At 71.4% G+C, this 17,384-nt stretch carries 15 protein-coding genes; 8 read left to right on the forward strand and 7 right to left on the reverse strand.

Annotated features, from left to right (window positions below; all coding sequences use genetic code 11):
* Positions 1-2: 2 nt before the first annotated feature.
* From MQN93_RS10215 to MQN93_RS44200, 4 genes are all read right to left on the reverse strand, one after another.
* Positions 3-2,117, reverse strand: coding sequence for a thiamine pyrophosphate-dependent enzyme (locus MQN93_RS10215; protein WP_242709206.1), 2,115 nt, complete (start codon positions 2,115-2,117; stop codon positions 3-5).
* A gap of 119 nt (positions 2,118-2,236) precedes the next feature.
* A complete protein-coding gene (locus MQN93_RS10220) occupies positions 2,237-3,790 on the reverse strand; it encodes an aldehyde dehydrogenase family protein (RefSeq protein WP_242709207.1) in 1,554 nt (517 codons plus the stop codon).
* Between the two features lie 52 nt (positions 3,791-3,842).
* Positions 3,843-5,183: an L-lysine 6-transaminase gene (gene lat / locus MQN93_RS10225; RefSeq protein WP_242709208.1), complete on the reverse strand. Its 1,341-nt coding sequence runs from the start codon at positions 5,181-5,183 to the stop codon at positions 3,843-3,845.
* Positions 5,184-5,542: 359 nt separating this feature from the next.
* Positions 5,543-6,343 (reverse strand): AfsR/SARP family transcriptional regulator, encoded by an 801-nt coding sequence (locus MQN93_RS44200; RefSeq protein ID WP_242709209.1) that lies wholly within the window; start codon positions 6,341-6,343, stop codon positions 5,543-5,545.
* A 395-nt stretch (positions 6,344-6,738) separates the two neighbouring features.
* Between MQN93_RS44200 and MQN93_RS10235 the strand changes: the two genes are divergently transcribed.
* The 6 genes from MQN93_RS10235 to MQN93_RS10260 all read left to right on the forward strand — a co-directional run bounded on the left by MQN93_RS10235 (position 6,739) and on the right by MQN93_RS10260 (position 12,961).
* Entirely contained in the window at positions 6,739-7,605 is an 867-nt protein-coding gene (locus MQN93_RS10235) for an alpha/beta fold hydrolase (RefSeq protein ID WP_242709210.1), read from the forward strand.
* Positions 7,602-8,882 carry an NAD(P)/FAD-dependent oxidoreductase gene (locus MQN93_RS10240; protein ID WP_242709211.1) on the forward strand — a complete coding sequence of 427 codons (1,281 nt, stop codon included), beginning with the start codon at positions 7,602-7,604 and terminating at the stop codon, positions 8,880-8,882. Before MQN93_RS10235 ends, MQN93_RS10240 begins: the two co-directional genes overlap by 4 nt.
* Positions 8,883-8,965: 83 nt before the next feature.
* Complete coding sequence (locus tag MQN93_RS10245; RefSeq protein ID WP_016435608.1) at positions 8,966-9,241, forward strand: acyl carrier protein; 276 nt, start codon at positions 8,966-8,968, stop codon at positions 9,239-9,241.
* Positions 9,234-10,457, forward strand: a complete 1,224-nt coding sequence (locus tag MQN93_RS10250) for a beta-ketoacyl-[acyl-carrier-protein] synthase family protein (RefSeq protein WP_016435609.1) — start codon at positions 9,234-9,236, stop codon at positions 10,455-10,457. Before MQN93_RS10245 ends, MQN93_RS10250 begins: the two co-directional genes overlap by 8 nt.
* Entirely contained in the window at positions 10,454-11,611 is a 1,158-nt protein-coding gene (locus tag MQN93_RS10255; protein ID WP_242709212.1) for a beta-ketoacyl synthase N-terminal-like domain-containing protein, read from the forward strand. The genes MQN93_RS10250 and MQN93_RS10255 overlap by 4 nt, the downstream gene beginning before the upstream one ends.
* A 762-nt stretch (positions 11,612-12,373) precedes the next feature.
* Positions 12,374-12,961 (forward strand): RNA polymerase sigma factor, encoded by a 588-nt coding sequence (locus tag MQN93_RS10260; RefSeq protein WP_242709213.1) that lies wholly within the window; start codon positions 12,374-12,376, stop codon positions 12,959-12,961.
* Between the two features lie 17 nt (positions 12,962-12,978).
* Here the strand turns inward: MQN93_RS10260 and MQN93_RS44205 are convergent, their stop codons facing one another.
* The 3 genes from MQN93_RS44205 to MQN93_RS10275 form a co-directional block, all read right to left on the reverse strand.
* The gene (locus tag MQN93_RS44205; protein WP_242709214.1) at positions 12,979-13,809 is read right to left on the reverse strand and encodes a 4'-phosphopantetheinyl transferase family protein; all 831 of its coding nucleotides are present in this window, start codon (positions 13,807-13,809) and stop codon (positions 12,979-12,981) included.
* Entirely contained in the window at positions 13,806-14,552 is a 747-nt protein-coding gene (gene fabG / locus MQN93_RS10270) for a 3-oxoacyl-[acyl-carrier-protein] reductase (RefSeq protein WP_016435613.1), read from the reverse strand. The genes MQN93_RS44205 and fabG overlap by 4 nt, the downstream gene beginning before the upstream one ends.
* Positions 14,553-14,767: 215 nt before the next feature.
* A complete protein-coding gene (locus MQN93_RS10275) occupies positions 14,768-15,343 on the reverse strand; it encodes a TetR/AcrR family transcriptional regulator (RefSeq protein WP_242709215.1) in 576 nt (191 codons plus the stop codon).
* Positions 15,344-15,826: 483 nt separating this feature from the next.
* On the opposite strand from MQN93_RS10275, the gene MQN93_RS10280 reads away from it, so the two are divergent.
* Together MQN93_RS10280 and MQN93_RS10285 are read left to right on the forward strand one after the other, a co-directional pair.
* Entirely contained in the window at positions 15,827-16,294 is a 468-nt protein-coding gene (locus tag MQN93_RS10280; protein WP_242709216.1) for an ester cyclase, read from the forward strand.
* Positions 16,294-17,361: a 3-oxoacyl-[acyl-carrier-protein] synthase III C-terminal domain-containing protein gene (locus MQN93_RS10285; RefSeq protein WP_242709217.1), complete on the forward strand. Its 1,068-nt coding sequence runs from the start codon at positions 16,294-16,296 to the stop codon at positions 17,359-17,361. Before MQN93_RS10280 ends, MQN93_RS10285 begins: the two co-directional genes overlap by 1 nt.
* Positions 17,362-17,384: the final 23 nt, after the last annotated feature.

Consider the following 17,384-nt stretch of genomic DNA (forward strand, 5'->3'; position numbering starts at 1 on the left):
AATCACCTGTGAGCCTCCGGCCCCGCCGAGAGCAGATCACCCGCCGCCCGCTCCACATCCCCCACCGACACCAGCACCAACTCCGCCGCCTTCCCCAGAGGGACAAAGCTGTCCACGCTCGTGACCCGGCGGACCGCGCCCCGGAATCCCGCGTCGGTCAGGCCGGTGACGACTCCCTCCGACACACCCCCCGTACGGCGGGTCTCGTCGACCACCAGGACGCGGCCCGTGGCGCGGGCTTCGCGGAGCAGGTCGTCGGTCGGCAAGGGGGACAGCCATCGGAGGTCGAGTACCCGGCAGGAAACGCCCTGTTGCTCCAGGCGGCGGGCGGCCTGCAAGGAAATGCGGACGCCGTTGCCGAAGGTGGCGAGGGTCAGGTCCTTGCCCGTGCCGTAGGTGCGGGCTCGGCCGATGGGGACGTGGCTTGCGGGGGACGGGTAGGGCGCGAGCCAGGCGTTGTCGTTCTCCTCGTGGAGGTCTCGTGTGTGGTAGAGGGCGATCGGTTCCAGGAAGGCGCTCACCGTTCCGTCCGTCTTCGCCGCCGCCACGCAGGTGCGGAGCATCGCCGCCGCGTCGTCGGGGCGGGAGGGGGAGGCGATGACCAGGCCGGGGATGTCGCGCAGGGCGCCGACGGCGTTGTCGTTGTGGAAGTGGCCGCCGAAGCCGCGCTGGTAGCCGTAGCCGGCGATGCGGACGACGAGAGGGTTGCGGTACTGGCCCTGCGAGAAGAACTGCAACGTGGCCGCCTCGCCGCGCAGTTGGTCCGCGGCGTTGTGCAGGTAGGCCAGGTACTGGATCTCCGGGACCGGGAGCAGGCCGGACAGGCCCGCCCCCAACGCCAGGCCCAGGATGGACTGTTCGTCCAGGAGGGTGTCGAAGACGCGGGCGCTGCCGAAGCGGCGCTGCAGGCCGCGGGTCACGCCGTAGACACCGCCCTTGCGGCCCACGTCCTCGCCGAAGACGACCATCTCCGGGTGGATGCCGAGCAGGTCGGCGAGGGTGTGGTTGATGGCTTGGGCGACGGTCACGGGTTCGCCCACGGGGGCGGTGGCCGGTTCCGTCGCACGCCGGCGGGCCGTCGTCGCCACGACGTCCGGGCGCCGGGGTGCGATCGGGGCGGTGATCTGCGGGGCGGCGGTCAGGGGCTCGCTGTCGAGGGTCTCCTTGGCGGCCGCCAGCACCCGTCCGCTCATCTCGTCGTAGCGGTCGAGGACTTGCTGCGGGGTGAGGATGCCCGTGCTCGTGAGCAGGCGGGCCGTCGCCAGCAGGGGGTCGCGTTCCAGGTCCGCCGCCACCTCGGACGGCGTACGGTACGCGGCCTCGGCGTCCGAGCCTGCGTGGCCGAGGAAGCGCACCATCGACAGGTGCAGGAAGGCGGGTTGGCGGTTCTTGCGTACGTGGGTCACCGCCTCCCTCGCCGTCTCGAAGGCGGCCTGTGGATCGCAGCCGTCCGCGGCGAAATAGGCCAGCGAAGGGCGGTTGCCGTACGCCTGGCGTACCCAGTCGTGCGGGGTCGGGACGCTGATGCCCAGGCCGTTGTCCTCGCAGACGAAGAGGATCGGCATCGGGAGGCCCTGGAATGCCGTGTTGCAGGCACTGTTGATGGCGCCTGCGGCCGTGGAGTGGTTCACGGAGGCGTCGCCGAAGGTGCAGCAGACCACCGCATCGGCCGGCCAGGCGCACTGCGTGCCGAGGCGTTTCGCACGGGCGATGCTCCAGGCCACTCCGACGGCCCGCGGGAGGTGGGAGGCGATGGTCGACGTCTGGGGGACGACGGCCAGTTCGTGGCGTCCGAACACCTTGTGCCGGCCGCCGGCGATCGGCTCGTCCGCTGCGGCGGCCACCCCCAGCAGCATGTCCCTGACCGCGTCCACGCCGCCTGCCTGCCGGGCTCGGGCGCAGTAGAACGCGCCCGAGCGGTAATGCAGCAGGGCAGGGTCGGTGGGGCGCAGCGCGAGGGCGAGCGCGGCGTTGCCCTCGTGGCCGCTCGAACCGATGGTGTAGTAGCCGCGGCCCTGTTGCTGCATCCAGCGGGCGGCGAAGTCCGTGTGCCTGCTTTCCAGTTGGGCGTCGAACAGGTCCAGTGCCGTACGGGGGCCCAGGCCGCCGACCGGCACATGAGCCGCCTCACCCGCGGCCTCTCCAGACCCGGCAGATCCCGCAGATCCCGCAGATCCCGCAGACCGCAGACCGCCCACCCCCTCACGGAAGTGCCGGTCCAGGTCGCCCACGGCGCTCACAGGCGGAAGGAGAGGTCGGGCTCCAGCGTGGCCACGTCCATCTGCGCTTTCTGCAGACGGCCGGAGTAGTCCCAGTTCATCGACTGCCAACGGGTGAACTGGTCCAGCACCCACTGCCCCGACTGCCGACTGCCGTTGCCCGACTTGCCGTTGCCGCCGAAGGGGAGGTGGGCCTCGGCTCCGGAGGTGGTGTTGTTGACGCTGACCATGCCGGCCGAGATGCCTCGACGGTACGACCAGACCTCGTGCGGATCGGTGGTGTAGATCGCGGCGGACAGGCCGTAGCCGTGGGCGTTGGCCAGTTCCAGGGCCTCGTCGAAGGTCCGGTAGATGGCCACCGAGACGAGGGGGCCGAAGGTCTCGTTGAGGAACAGGTCGTCGTCACGGCGCACCCCGTCGACGATCACCGGGTGGTAGAACAGGCCCGCTTCGGGGTCGCCCACAAATCCCTTGCGCGGGTTGGCTGTTGTGATGCGTCCGACGCCGTCGGAGCCGTATGTGCGGTGGTGGTCCTTGATCCAGCCGAGGAAGGACTCGTAGCGCTGCGCGAAGCGCTCGTCGAGCATCGGGCCGTAGAGGACGTCCTCGAAGGCGTCGCCGATGCGGGCCGCGCGGCTCGCGGCGTCGAAGCGGGCGAGGAAGTCCTCGTGGACCGACTCGTGCACGATGAGTGCGCCGAGGGAGGTGCAGCGCTGTCCCGCGGTGCCGAAACCGGAGAACAACGCGCCCTCGACCGCCAGGTCGAGCTGCGCGCTCGGTGTGACCACCTGGGGGTTCTTGCCGCCCAACTCCAGGCAGGGGGTCTGGAGATGGCTGCCGCACAGGGCGCCGATCTTTTGGCCGACGACCGTGGAGCCCGTGAAGCCGACCTTGTCGACCAGTCCGGCGTCGAGGGACGACTCCAGACCGGCGTACGTCTGCTCCCCGTCCGCGAGGACGAGATTGAGCACGCCGTCGGGCAGGCCGCCTCCGTGCACGAAGAGGTCGTAGAGGGCCTTGGCGCTCGCGGCGGCGTACTCGGCGGGCTTCCACACCACGGTGTTGCCGGTGACGAGGGCCGGGACCAGGTACCAGGACGGTACGGCCACCGGGAAGTTGCCCGCGGTGATCACCGCGACCGCGCCCATGGGGTTGCGGAAGGTGAAGAGCTGCTTGTCGGGCATCTCCGACGGCACGGTCTGGCCGTAGAGCCTGCGCCCCTCGCCGAGGAAGAAGTCGCAGGTGTCGATGATCTCCTGGACCTCGCCCAGCGCCTCGGCGAGCGGCTTGCCGATCTCCTCGGTCACGATGCGGGCGAGCCGCTCCTTGTTCGCCTCGACGAGCCGGCCGATCTTGCCGATCGCCGACCCGCGCACCGGCGCCGGGACGTCGGCCCAGGCGCGTTGGGCCTCCTTCGCGGCCCTGGCCGCCTCGACGAAGGTCGACGCGTCCCCGAGCGAGACCTCGGTGACCACCTCGGCGGTACGACCGGGATTGGGGCGCCGGAGAGTCCCGCCGGGAGCGCCGGCGACCGGTTGGCCGGCCACGATCGAGGCGACGGAACGGGCCATGTCTGTGCCCTGCCTTTCGGTGGGGTGGACTTGAAGGAGTGAGGGGTACGGGTCAGCTCAGGTCGGCGAGGACCCGGTCCAGGGCCCGCAGGGCGAACTTGAGCTCGTCGCGGGTGATGGACAGGGCGGGGCGGAAGCGCACCGTTCGCTCGCCGCACGGCAAGGCGATCACCTGCTCCTCGGTTCGCAGCCGGCGTACCACGTCGTCGCGTACGCCGCCGTCGGACAGATCGATGGCGCACATCAGTCCGCGGCCTCGTGCGTTGGCCGCCACCGGTGTGTGCCGGGCTTCGAGATCACGCAGCTCGTTCAGGAACCACGCTCCCACGTCGGCGGCGTTGGCCACCAGATCGTCTCTCTCGATGATCTCCATGATGCGGCGGGAGCGGACCATGTCGACCAGTCCGCCGCCCCAGGTGGAGTTGATACGGCCCGAGATCTTGAGGACGTTGTCGGGCACCAGGTCGACCCGGCGCCCGGCCATGATGCCGCCCAGCTGGACCTTCTTGGCGAAGGCGACGATATCGGGCTCCAGGCCGAGTTGCTGGTAGGCCCAGGTGGTGCCGGTCATGCCGACGCCGGTCTGCACCTCGTCGAGCACGAACAGGGCGTCGTACTCGTGGCAGAGCGCCTGCATCGCCTGGAGGAACTCCGGGCGCATGTGGTTGTCGCCGCCCTCGCCCTGGATCGGTTCGGCGATGAAGCAGGCGATGTCGTGCGGGTTGTCCTCGAAGGCCTGGCGCGCCTGCGCGAGGGACCGTCGCTCGGCCTCCTCGGTCTCGGTGAGGTGGGCTTCGAGGGGGAAGCGGACGGCGGGTACGTCGATGCGGGGCCAGTCGAACTTGGGGAAGCGGGCTGTCTTGTTTGGCTCGGTGTTGGTGAGGGAGAGGGTGTAGCCGCTGCGGCCGTGGAAGGCCTTGCGCAGGTGGAGGACCTTGGTGCCGAGCTCGGGGGAGCGGCCCGCCGCCTCGTTGCGGCGGCTCTTCCAGTCGAACGCCACCTTGAGCGCGTTCTCGACGGCCAGGGCGCCGCCCTCGACGAAGAACAGGCGCGGCAGGGCCGGGTCGCCCAGGACGCGGGCGAACGTCTCCACGAACTCGGCGTAGTGCGTCGTGTAGACGTCGGGGTTGGCGGGTTTGTTCGCCGCGACCTGCGCCAGGAGGGTCATGAACTCCGGGTCGTCGGCCATGCCCGGTGCGTTGAGTCCCAGGGGGGCCGACGCGAAGAACGAGTAGAGGTCGAGGAACTTCTCGCCGGTGCGCGCGTCGACGATCCATGAGCCCTGGCTGTCGAGCGGGTCGAGCACGAGCTTGAAACCGTCGGTCAGCACATGCCGGCCGAGCCTTTCGTGCACCTCGTCGGGGTGGACTGTCGACACTGCGGCGACCGTCATGGAGGCACCTACTCTCGTTGGCCGTCTACCGAAGAAACTTCGTTGAACGCGAGAATCTGCGCAAATATTTTAGATATGGGGCGGGTGGGGCCGCAAGGTTTCGTGCATCGGTAGATGGGGGTGCGGCGAGCGGGGCCCGGACGGGCAGGTACCGCACCCTTGTCCGGCTCGGCTTCGGGCCCCGTGGCTTCGGGCCCCGTGGCGGCTGCAGCGTCGGGCCGAGTGGAGGGGCGGACCGGGCCGGCCGGAAAGGGTTTCCGGCCGGCCCGGTGTGCCGCGCTCCCGGGGGACAGAGTCCGGGGAGGCGTCGTTGGATACACCGGCCCGCTGTCAAAGAAGGGCGCGGCGCGTGCAGCCGCCTATGCCGACCTCCGCACCTGCCCCGCATCCCCCACCTGGTGCAGTGACCGGTCCGCGGTGAGGATTGCGCGCTGCAGAGCCTGCACCACCGGGGAGGGTTCGAGGCCGAGTTCGTTGACCAGCTGGTGGCGGAGGTTGCGGTAGACCTGCAGGGCCTGGACGCGGCGGCCCACGCGGTAGAGGGCGAGCATCAGGTGGGCGTGGAGTTGTTCGTCGGTGCGGTCGGCGGAGGCCTGGGCGACCAGCTCGCCCAGCAACTCGTAATGCCGGCCGAGGCGGAGCTCCGCGGCCACGCAGCGCTCGTACGCGGACTTGCGGCGCTCCTCCAGCTCGGCGCGGCGGCGCTGCAGCAGCGGTCCGGCCTCGACGTTGGAGAGGGCGGTGCCCGTCCAGAGGGCGAGTGCGCGGCGGAACTGGGTCGAGGCGGCCGCGTCGTCGGCGGACGCCGCCGCGCGGTGCCCGCGCTCGGCCAGGCGCTCGAACTCCTCCTGGTCGCTGCTCCAGTTGTGCGGTGTCAGTACATAGCCGCCGGGCCTGGTCGCGATGACCGACTTGGGATCCAGTCCGGGTGCGGCGGCGGCGACCGCCTCGCGGAGCTTGCTGATGTAGGTGTGGATGGCGGCGTTGGCCGTGCGTGGTGCCCGGCGTGGCCACAGTTCGCGGATGCAGTCGTCCAGGGCGACGGTGCGCCCTTTCTCGATGGCCAGCAGGGCGAGTAACTTGGCGGGTTTCGCCGCGGTGGGCGTGATCGGGCTGCCCGATATTCGGACATCGAAGGGCCCGAGTACGGATATATCCACTATTCCCCCGTCGATTTAGTGGTTACTTACCACTTAGTAGAGCTTAGAAATCCGGTCCGGCGGATGTCAACGGCCGCTGGTGGAGGCCCGGTCGGGGCCGGATCGGTGTGACCTGCGGGGCACCGCGAGCCATCAGGCGCCTCTTTGAATCGGACTTTCCTCTTCCGTAAGAGCGCCCAAAGCCGTTCTAAAGCGCCGCTCCACTGTCACGCTACGCAGCTCCCGCCGAGGCGACGGTCTTCGTAGTTTCGAAACCGTTCGACGCCGCCGACGCGACCGGTGCGGCCGAACGTGGCCGATCCCGCCCCTGCGGCCGGCGCCCCTTTCCGAGCCCGACGCGGCCCATCCCGCCGGGACGCCTTCCACGGGACCTCCCGCTCTAGGAGTGATGCATCTTGCTGGCAGACAACGCCCCACCGGACGGTGAGGCATGGCGGCTGCTCACCGAGCACACGGTGGGCGGCGAGCTGCTGCGCGTGCTGGAGCGACCGGCCGCCACTCCCGGCGCACCGCGTCTCGCGCTGGTCCACGGCTTCGACGAGAACCCCGACAGCTGGACGCCTCTCGCCCGCTGCCTGCCCGCCCAACTGCACCTGTACGCCCTGCAGTTGCCCTGGTGCTCCGGCTCCTCGCACCGCTGGCCCGGCGAGGGCGGACCGGCGCTGTGGCTGGAGCGGACCCTCGCCCTGCTGCCGGACCCCGCTGACGCGATCGTCGCCCACTCCTTCGGCGCCACGACCCTGCTCGACCTGCTCGCACGCCGCTCGACAGGCGCCCCGCCACCGGCCGTTCTGGTGGCCCCCGTCTACCGGCCGCACGACCGGCCCCTGGACCCGCAGTTCTTCGCGGAGGCCGTACGGCGCTTCCGCTCCGTGCTCGGCGAGGGACTGCGCAGCCGGATGGGACCGCGCGCCGCCACTGTGCCCGAGGACATCGTCGAGGCGATGACCGGCAAGGTCAGGGAGCGCGTGGAGCCGCACGGATTCCTGCAGTTCTACGCCGCCCTCGCGCGCGCCGCCGACCTTCCGCTGCATCGGATCACCTCGCCCGTACGCCTGATCAGCGGTCACCACGACCCTTCGGCGCCCCCGGAGGCGGTCGCCGAACTCCTGCGGCGCATCCCCGCCGCCGAGGCCCGGCAGGACCCGTCGTTCGGTCACTTCTGCCAGGTCCAGGCGCCGGACGCGGTGGCGGCGCACATCGTCGAATTCCTCGGCCTGCTCGGTCTGTTCGAGCCCGATTCGGAGGCAGTCAGCGCATGACCCAGCACCATCGTTCCTACGACGTCGTCATCAGCGGAGCCAGCATCGCGGGCAGCGCCGCCGCCATGCTGCTGGCCCGGCGCGGAGCCCGGGTCGCCCTGCTGGAGCGCCGCTCCGACCCGGCCGCGCACAAGGTCCTGTGCACCCACTACCTCCAGCCGTGCGCCTACCCGGTGCTCGACGAGCTCGGCCTGATCGAGGACCTGGAGAAGGTGGGCGCCGTGCGCAACGAGGCGCGCTGGTACACCCGTTGGGGCTGGATCGAGCCCAAGGCGGCACCCGGCGGCCCGGAGCTGCCGTACGCCTACAACGTGCGGCGCAGCACCCTGGACCCGCTGATGCGCCGCCGCGCCGCCGAGACACCCGGCGTCGACCTGCTGCTCGGGCACACCGTGACCGGGCTGGTCAAGGAGAACGACCGCACCGTGGGCGTACGCGTCACCGGCCGCGAGGCGGGCGACAGCGAGATCCGGGCCCGGCTCGTCGTCGGCGCCGACGGCAAGGACTCCGCCGTCGCCAAGTTCGCCGACGTACCCGGCCGCACCTTCACCAACGGCCGCTTCAGCTACTTCGCGCACTTCCGGGACCTGCCGCTCAAGGACGGCATCACCCACTCCTGGTTCCTGGAGCCGGACATGGCCTACGCCATGCCGAACGACGACGGCGTCACCGTCGTCGCCGTCATCCCGGACAAGAAGCGCCTGCCGGCGTTCCGGGAGGACCTGGAGGGCGCCTTCCTGCAGTTCGTACGGGAGCTGCCCGAGGCGCCGCCGATCGACCGGGCGCAGCGGATCACCAAGGTCACCGGAACGGTCAACTACCCGCTGCACAGCAGGCGTCCGACCGCACCCGGCGTCGCCCTCATCGGGGACGCCGCCCTGTGCGGCGACCCGCTGTGGGGCGTCGGCTGCGGCTGGGCCCTGGAGTCGGCGCAGTGGCTCGCCGAGTCGACGGGCGACGCGGTGACCGGACGAGGAGACCTCGCCGCCGCGCTCACCGTCTACCGGCGCCGGCACCGCAAGGCCCTGGGCGGACACCAGCACCTGGCGGCCGACTACGCCAGGAGCCGCCCCTTCAACCCCTTCGAGCGGCTGATGTTCTCGGCCGCCGCCCGCGACGAGGCGATGGCCCGGCACATGCACATGTTCGCCTCCCGCCTCATCGGCCCGCTGCGCTTCCTCAACCCGGTGGCCCTGGCCAGGGCGTCGGCCGTCAACCTCCGCCACCGCGGCACGCCCGCGCGGCCGGCGGTCGCCGACACCGGCCGGCTCCACTGACGGCCGCCACCCTCGCCTGCGTCCACCTCCACCTGCACCACCTCCGACTCCGTTCAACGCCCTTGTCACGAAAGGCAGTCGTCATGCCCAGCACCGCTTCCACCCTCACCACCGAGCAGGACGAAACCCTTCGCGCGATCGTCACCGACGTCCTGGAACTGGAGCCCGAGGAGCTCACCGACACCAGCAGCTTCATCGACGACCACGACGCCGACTCGCTGCTCGCCATCGAGATCCTCGCCCGGATCGAGAAGGACCTCGGCGTCGCCATCCCGCAGGACGACCTGACCGAGATGACCAACCTCGACGGGGTGCGCGCCGTGGTGTCCCGGTCCCTGAAGGAGGCAGCCGATGTCTGAGCGCGGCACACGCCGGGTGGTCGTCACCGGCCTCGGCGCGGTGAGCAGCGCGGGCATGGGCGCGGACGAGTTCACCGCGTCCATCCGCGCCGGACGCCGTACCACCTCTGCCGTACGGTCCTTCGACACCACCGGATTCCCGCACGTCCACGCCGGAGAGGTGCACGACTTCGAGCCCCGCCGCTGGCTGCGCGGCATCGACCCCGGGCAGTGGGGCCGCAGCAGCCAGTTCGCGGCCTCGGCCGCCCGGCTCGCCGTCGAGGACGCGGGCCTCGCCGCCGACGACCTGGCCCGCGGCCGGGCCGGTTCGGTCATGGGCACCACCAGCGGCGAGTCCGCGGTGATCGAGGAACTCGTCGGCGCCTGGGCGGCCGACGGCCTCAAGTCTCTGCCGCCGGACCTGGTCGGCTCGGCGCCCGCCGGCCGGATCGCCGCCGCCGTCAACAGCGAACTGGGCCTGTCCGGCGAGGCGTTGACCCTCGCCACGGCCTGCTCGGCGAGCAACTACGCGCTGGGCTACGCCTTCGACATGGTGGCCGGCGGCGACGCCGACTACATGCTCGCGGGCGGCGCCGACTCCCTCAACCGCTGGGCCCACGCCGGGTTCTACCGGCTCGGCGCCCTCGCGGAGGAGATCTGCCGCCCCTTCGACGCCGACCGCAGCGGCATCCTCACCGCCGAGGGCGGGGTCGCCCTGCTGCTCGAACCGTACGAACGGGCCGTCGCACGCGGCGCCCGCATCTACGCCGAGGTGCTGGGCTACAGCGTCAACTGCGACGCCGAGCACATGGTGCACCCCGACCCGACGAGCATCGCCGCCTGCATCCGCGCGGCCCACCGCAGCGCCGGGGTCGAGCCGGAACAGATCGACTACATCTGCGCCCACGGCACCGGCACCCGTACCAACGACGCCACCGAAGTCGCCGCCGCCCGCGCGGTGTTCGGCGACCGGATCCCGCCGATCAGCTCCATCAAGTCCATGATCGGCCACACCATGGGCGCCGCCAGCGGATTCGGTGCGCTGATCTGCTGTCGGGCGCTGTACGACGGCTTCCTGCCGCCCACGGCCGGAGTGGAGCGCACGGATCCCGACCTCGGCCCGGGTGTCGACCCGGTGCCCGGCCGGGCGCGCCCGGCACAGCCGCGGATCGTGGAGAACCACGGCTTCGCCTTCGGCGGGAACAACGCCATCACCATCCTCGGGAGGGTCGCATGACCTCGGCAACAGCCGCCCCGGCCGCCGTCGCCACCGCGCCGCGGCCGGCAAGTACTCCGTTCGCCGTCACCCCGCTCGCGGTCACCGCGGTCGGCGCGGTCAGCGCCGCGGGGATCGGCCTGGACGCCCTCGGGCGCGCCGTGGCCGAGGGCACCGCGGGACACACCGACCCGTCCGGCCTCGGCGAGGAGAGCCTGCCGCCCCGGCCGGTGCGCGTCGTGCCCGACCTGCCCGTGGCCGAGCTGATCGGCCGCAAGGGCACCCGGCATCTGGACCGTACGACCAAACTCGCCCTGGTGGCCTGCCGGTTGACGCTCGACGCGCACCCCGGACAGACCGGGGAGCGTTCGGGTGTCGTGCTGGGCACCAGCACCGGCAGCATCCGCAGCTCCAGCGAGTTCTCCCTGGAGACGCTGCGCCAGGAGCGGCCCTACCTGGTCAACCCCAGTCTCTTCCCCAACACGGTGATGAACTGCGCGGCCGGTCAGATCGCCATCCGGCACAAGCTCCACGGAGTCAACGCCACCATCGCGGGCGGCCATCTCTCCGGCGTCCAGGCCCTCCGGTACGCCCGCAACGCCCTGCGCCAGGGACACGCCGACCGCATCCTGGTCGGCGGCGTCGAGGAGTTCTGCGCGCAGAGCGCCTGGGGCTGGCATCTGTCCGGGTCGCTCGCGGCCGACGCGCCCGTCGGCGAGGGCGCCGCCATGCTGATGGTCGAACAGGAGGCGGAGGCCTCGGCCGCCGGCCGTCCCGTGCTCGCCCGGGTGCTCGCCTGCGAGACGGGATACAGCGCACCGGGCCGCCTCGCCGACGGACTGGCCTCGGTCGTCACCACCGCCCTGGAGCGCTGCGACCGCTGGCCCGAACAGGTCGGCGCCGTGTCCTACGGGGCCACCGGGCTGACCGGCCTGCAGCGCATCGAGGAGCGCGGGGTGCGCACGGCACTCGGCGGCCGCTCACCGGCCCGCCGCCTCGCGGTGAAGGAGTCGGTCGGCGAGTGCTTCAGCGCCGCCGGAATCCTGCAGATCGCCGCACTGATCGGAACCTGGCAGCACACCACCGCCCCGGCGGGCGAGCTCGCCCTGGTCACCGCGGTGGCCCGCGACGGCAACGTCGGGTGCGCGGTCGTGGAGGCGGGGCATCTCGGCTGACGCCGACTTCTTTACGGGTGCCGGGCGGTGAGGTTGCGTCCTGGCACCTGCCCCGCCCGTTGCCCTGGTGGGCGAGCTCGCCCTAATCACTGCGGTGGTCGGGGCAGGAACGTCGGCTGCGCGGTCGTGGAAGCGGGGCAGTCCGGCTGACGCGGACCTGTCGTCGGGGGCTGGGGTGCGGGGTTGCGTGTCCCGGCACCTGCTCGACCTGCTCCACCGGCTGCCCCGGCCGGTGAGTTCGCCCTGGTCGCTGCGGTGGTCGGGGCAGGAACGTCGGCTGCGTGGTCGAAAAGGCCGGGCATCTCGGCTGACGTGGACCTGTCGTTGGGTGCCGGGTGCCGGGTGCCGGGTGCCGGGTGGCGCGGTTGCGTGTCCGGGTACGTGCCCCGCCTGCACCCCAAGCCGGCGAACTCGCTCTGGTCACCGCGGTGGCCCGGGACGGGAACGTCGGCTGTGCGGTCGTGGAGGCCGGGCACCTCGGCTGATGCCGACCTTGTCCTCGGGTGCCGGGCGGTGCGGTTGTGTGTCCCGGCACCTGCTCCGCCCCACCTGGCGCCCCGCCGGTGAGTTCGCTCTGGTCACCGCGGTGGCCCGGGACGGCGACGTCGGCTGCGTGGGCGTGGAGGCCGGGCGGTCCGGCTGACGCAGACCTGTCGTCGGGTGCCGGCCGGAGCGGTTGCGCGTCCCGGCACCCGCCCCGCCCACCCCACCCGCTGCCCAGGCGGCTGACCGCCGCCCCACCGTTGGAAGGAAACCGTTCTGGTGCCGCGTACCACCGACACCCCCACCGGGTCCGCCGCCGAGCTCGTCGCTGGTTGTCTGGCGGGAAGTCAGCGGGCGTGGGCGGCACTTGTGGAGCGGTATTCGCCGTTGGTGTGGACGGTGGCCCGTTCGCACCGCCTGAGCCCGGCCGACTGTGAGGAGGTGTACCAGCTGACCTGGCTGCGGGTGTACCAGAGCATGGCCCGGCTGCACTCCCCGCACCGCTTTGCCGCCTGGATCACGACGTGCGCCCGCCGGGAGAGCCTCAAGCAGTGTCGGAGCACCGGCCGCTACGTCCCGGTCGGCGACGGCTCCTTCTTCGACCGCCCCGCCACCGGCAACGGCCCCGAGACCGCCGTGCTCTCCGGCGAACGCCGATCCGAGGTGCTCGCCGCGCTCTCCCAACTCCCCTCCCGAGACCGCGCGTTGCTGACGCTGCTCAGCGCTGACCCCGCCCCCGGCTACGACGAGGTGAGCCGCACTCTGGGCATCGCCCGCGGCTCCGTGGGACCACTGCGCGGCCGCGCCCTGCGCCGCCTCGCCGAACGGCTGGAGGCGCAGGGTGTGCTGACGGCCGCCGACGCATAACCACCGCCCCAACGACGTCAGTTCGGGGTCCGCTCCATCCCGTCGCCGCCCGGCGCAGGCCAACTCGCCACCTTCGCCAGCAGACTTCGCGGCACCTCCCCGGCCGCCTCCCGCACCGACGACCACACCGCCGTCCCCGTCCCCGCCCCCGTCCCCCTCGCCACGGCCGACGGCGACAGCGAGCTGCAGCGCAGCGTCTTCGGAGCACCGCCGCGTACCGCCGCGGCGGCCACGAATCCCTCGGGTGCACCGAGATCCAGCAGCGCCCATTCGTCGTCGTAGGAACCGGGCGGACCGTTCACCCCGTGCGCGATGCCCGTGCCGATCCCCTTGAGATAGGCCTCCTTGCGCACCCACAACCGCAGGAAGGCGCCCGGCCGTTCGGCCTGCGGGAGTCGGTGCAGCTGCCGCCGTTCACCGGGGTGCAGCCAGGCGCCGACCGTCCGTTCCAGACCGGGTCGGGCCGGTGCGGCCTCCAGGTCGACTCCTACGGGAGCGGTCGAGAAGGCGTAGAGGACGGCGGTTCCCGAGTGCGCCATGGAGAAGTGCAGTCCGCCGGCGTCGCGCAGCCGGGGCCGGCCGTGACCGCCACCGCAGTGCGGACACGGCGCGCGTTCGAAGGCCACCTCGCCGGGCGCGGTGCCGAGGTAGCGGCCGCAGAGCAGACGCAGTCCGGCGTGCGCCAGCACGAAGCGGTGCCGGCGCTCCGGGCGGCGCACCCGGCCCGCCCGCTCGGTCTCGGCCGCGTCGAGCACGGAGCGGGCGCGCCCCGACGACGTGCCCGGCGGCACCGGCAGCCACCACACGTGCAGCTCGCCGGGGAGCGGGCGCCCGTGCGGCTGGGTCACAGGGCCACGCCGCCGTCCACCTGGAGGATCTGCCCGGTGATGTAACCCGCCTTGTCCGACAGCAGGAAGGACGTGAGGTCGGCGACCTCCTGCGCGGTGCCGAAGCGGCGCAGCGGCACCGAGGCGAGCGCGTCCTTGCGCGCCTTCTCGCTCAGCGTGTCGGTCATGTCGGTGTCGATGAAGCCCGGGGCCACGGCGTTGACCCGGATGCCCTGCCGCGCCAGCTCCTTGGCGAGGGTGCGGGTCAGACTGTTCACCCCGCCCTTGGACGCGGCGTAGTTGGCCTGGGTGGCGTGGCCGTAGACCCCGGCGACGGACGAGATGTTGACGATGACGCCCGCCCGCCGCTTCAGCATGCCGAAGCCGACCGTGCGGCAGAAGTTGAAGGTGCCGGTGAGGTTGGCGTCGATGACCGCGCCCCAGTCCTCCACCGGCATCATCACCAGATGGCTGTCGCGGACGATGCCCGCGGAGTTCACCAGGCCGTACACCGGCCCGAGTTCGTGCTCGGCGCTCTTGACGAACGTCTCCACCGCCTGATGGTCCGCGACGTCGCACGGCGCGTGGAAGCACGCCGCCCCCTGCGCCCGGACGAGTTCGGCGGTCTCGTCGGCCGCGGCGGAACGGCTGCGGCCGCAGAAGGCGATGTCGTAACCCTCCGCGGCGAGTTGGACGGCGATGGCGCGTCCGATACCGCGAGATCCCCCCGAGACGATGACTGCACGACGCTGGTGGTCCGGCATGACGTCGGTTCCCTCCACATACGGTCTCCGCACGCTCCGCACGGAGACGGGCCGCGCACGGCCCCTGACGGTTCGGTCACCGGGGGACGGCCCCTCGGGGCCGTGTCCCACCGGCCCCCGTACAGAGGCGGTGGAGGGTGCGTCGGATACAGCGCTGCGGACGGGAATTCAGAAGGGGCGCGGGAACCGTGGTGGCAACGGACGCGGGTACCGCGTCACTTACCGGTGTCGTCCAGCGAGCCCAGCGCGGCGAAGACGTCGGCGTCGATGACGGTGTAGGCGTCCTGCACCCACTGCTCGTCCTCGCCCGCCGGGTTCTTCGCGTCGATCATCGTCAGGTCGTTCAGCAGCAGCCCGAGCGCCATGTAGATCTTCATCTGCACGGCGTCCACGCCGGCCCGCTTGGCCAGCTGCTGCCACTGGTTGCCGTAGGCCTCACGGACGGCCTCGCGCACCTCGTCGTTGGCGCAGGCGGCGAAGGCCTGGACCTGGATGAGCACATCGGGGTTGTTCTCGAGGTTCGAACGGTACTGGTTGCCCATGGCGATGAGGGCGTTGACCCCGGACAGCCCCTCGGCCGCGTCCAGCATGCGGGTCGTCGACTGAGCAAACGAAATGCGCACGCATTCGGTAAACAATTTGGTCTTGCTGCCGAACAGCCGGAAAACATATGGCTGCGTCACCCCGGCCGCCTTGGCGATCACATCCACGGGGGTGCCGAAAAGCCCGGTTCGGGCGAATTCCAGCATGGCGACATCCAGAACCTGTGCTCGTCGCTCTGCTGCGGACATGCGGATTTTTTGCATAGTTCATTGTGTCACATGCCCCGGTCAGGGTCCCAGGGTCCCGTGGCAGGTTCCTGCTCTCCCCGCCGCATCGTCTCCCGGGCTCGCCGCGGGCCGCGTCTCATGGATGCTAGCACTAACTAACCTGATCCGACGATGGCTCGTCGGGCAGCGGATGAAAGTCATTTACGCAGCTCAGAGCGACAGTAACGCCTCCTCGGCATTAGTTTGCAACTACTTACTTAGGGGTTGCGAGGGGTGGCGGGCTCGGCTATGGTCGATCCCACCGGGGGTGAGCCGCCGTCACGGAGAGCCACGGCTGTTCCCGGACAGCGTGAGCGGGGGATGTAAATGGCCGACAAGGATTTGTGAGCCGTCCCGAGCCATGCATTCGTAATCCGCGGGCCTCTCGCGAGATGTGCAGGGCGCCGTCGAAAACTTCCGCGGCGACAGCGAAGGAGAAGGACGTTGCAACCCACACCATCCTTGTTGAACGATCCGCAGGCCGACGTCGCGCACACGATCTGGAATTACTGGACGGGCCTGTGGAACGGCACGGGCCGGACGGACCCGGCGGAATTCATTGCCGACGACGTGACCGTCCACCTGCCGACGTTCGGAATGCCCCCGTCGTCCTCGCTGACGACGCGTGACCATGTGACCGGCTGGATCGAGGGATTCCGCAGCTGCTACCGCCCCGGTGCGCGCTTCGCCGCCGAACTCGGCCCGTGGCTCGCCGGCGGCCAGTTCGTCGTGGCGCGCTGGCGCTTCACCGGGACATGGCAGGGCGGCGTTCCCGCGACCGCCACCGTCGCGCCGGGCGCCGACGTCTCGATCTGCGGCGTCGACATCCTGCGCCTGGAGGACGGCCGTATCGCCGAGTACTGGCTCAGCGACGACCAGCTCGACCTGTACGGCCAGCTCGGGGCGGCGATCCCGGCGGGAGCCCGGTCCTGATGGGTCACACCGCCTTCGTGATCGGCAGCGCCGTCGTGCTGCCGCCCGAAGTGGAGTCCGCCACCGACGCCGTGCGGTCGGGACGGATCACCGAGGACGAGGGCGAGCGGCTCGGGGTGCGCAGCGTCCATGCCGGCACCGAGCCGGCCCCCGTGCTCGCCGCGGCCGCCGCCCGTACCGCCGCCGCCGAGGCGGGCGTATTACCGGATCGTGTCCGCCATCTGACACACGCTCACACGTACTACCAGGGCCACGACTTCTGGTCGCCCGCGCACTTCATCGCGCACGAAGCCGGCTTCGAGGCCTGCGTGCCGGTGTCGGTCGGGCAGATGTGCAACGGCGGGGCAGCCGCCCTGAGCATCTGCGTCGACCGGCTCCGCGCGGCTCCCCCCGGCGCCTCGGCCCCGGGCGGGCCGGATCTGGCCGTCGCGACCACCGCGGACGCCTTCGGCGGCAGCGGCTTCGACCGATGGGCCGGGGACTACGACACCGTCTACGGCGACGGCGCCACCTGCGTCATCCTCTCCCCGCAGGCCGACGCCACGACCGGGCCCGCGCTGCGCCTGCTCGCGCTGGACTCGCGCGCCCGCCCGCAGTTCGAGGCCATGTACCGCGAGGGCGACGCCTTCGGCAGCACCCCGCACCAGCTGCGGGCGGCTGTCGACGTGAAGGCCACCAAGCGCGCCTTCTTCCAACGCTCCGGCGGGACCGACGAGTTCCGCGAGGCCGCCGTCAAGACGATCGGTGAACTGGTCGGCGGCGTCGTCGAGTCGGCCGGTGTCGGGATCACCGACGTGGCGGCCACGATGCTGCCCCGGCTCAGCCCCAAGGTGCTCGACCTCATGTACTCCGAGGCGATCGACCCCCGTCTGAGACCGACGCTGCACTGCGAGCGCGAGACGACGGGACACCTGGGCGCGGGCGACTTCCTCGCCAACCTCGACCACCTGCGGCGCACGGACCTGCTCGCCGACGGACAGTACGCCCTCGTCGTCGGTGGCGGCGGCGGGTTCACCTGGTCGGCCGCCCTCGTGCAGAAGCTCGGCCCCACGGTCCCGCGGCCCTGAACGCCAACACCCCTTGAATCGCA

The sequence above is a fragment of the Streptomyces spinosisporus genome (genome assembly GCF_022698145.1).
In the GTDB taxonomy this organism is placed as follows: domain Bacteria; phylum Actinomycetota; class Actinomycetes; order Streptomycetales; family Streptomycetaceae; genus Streptomyces; species Streptomyces spinosisporus.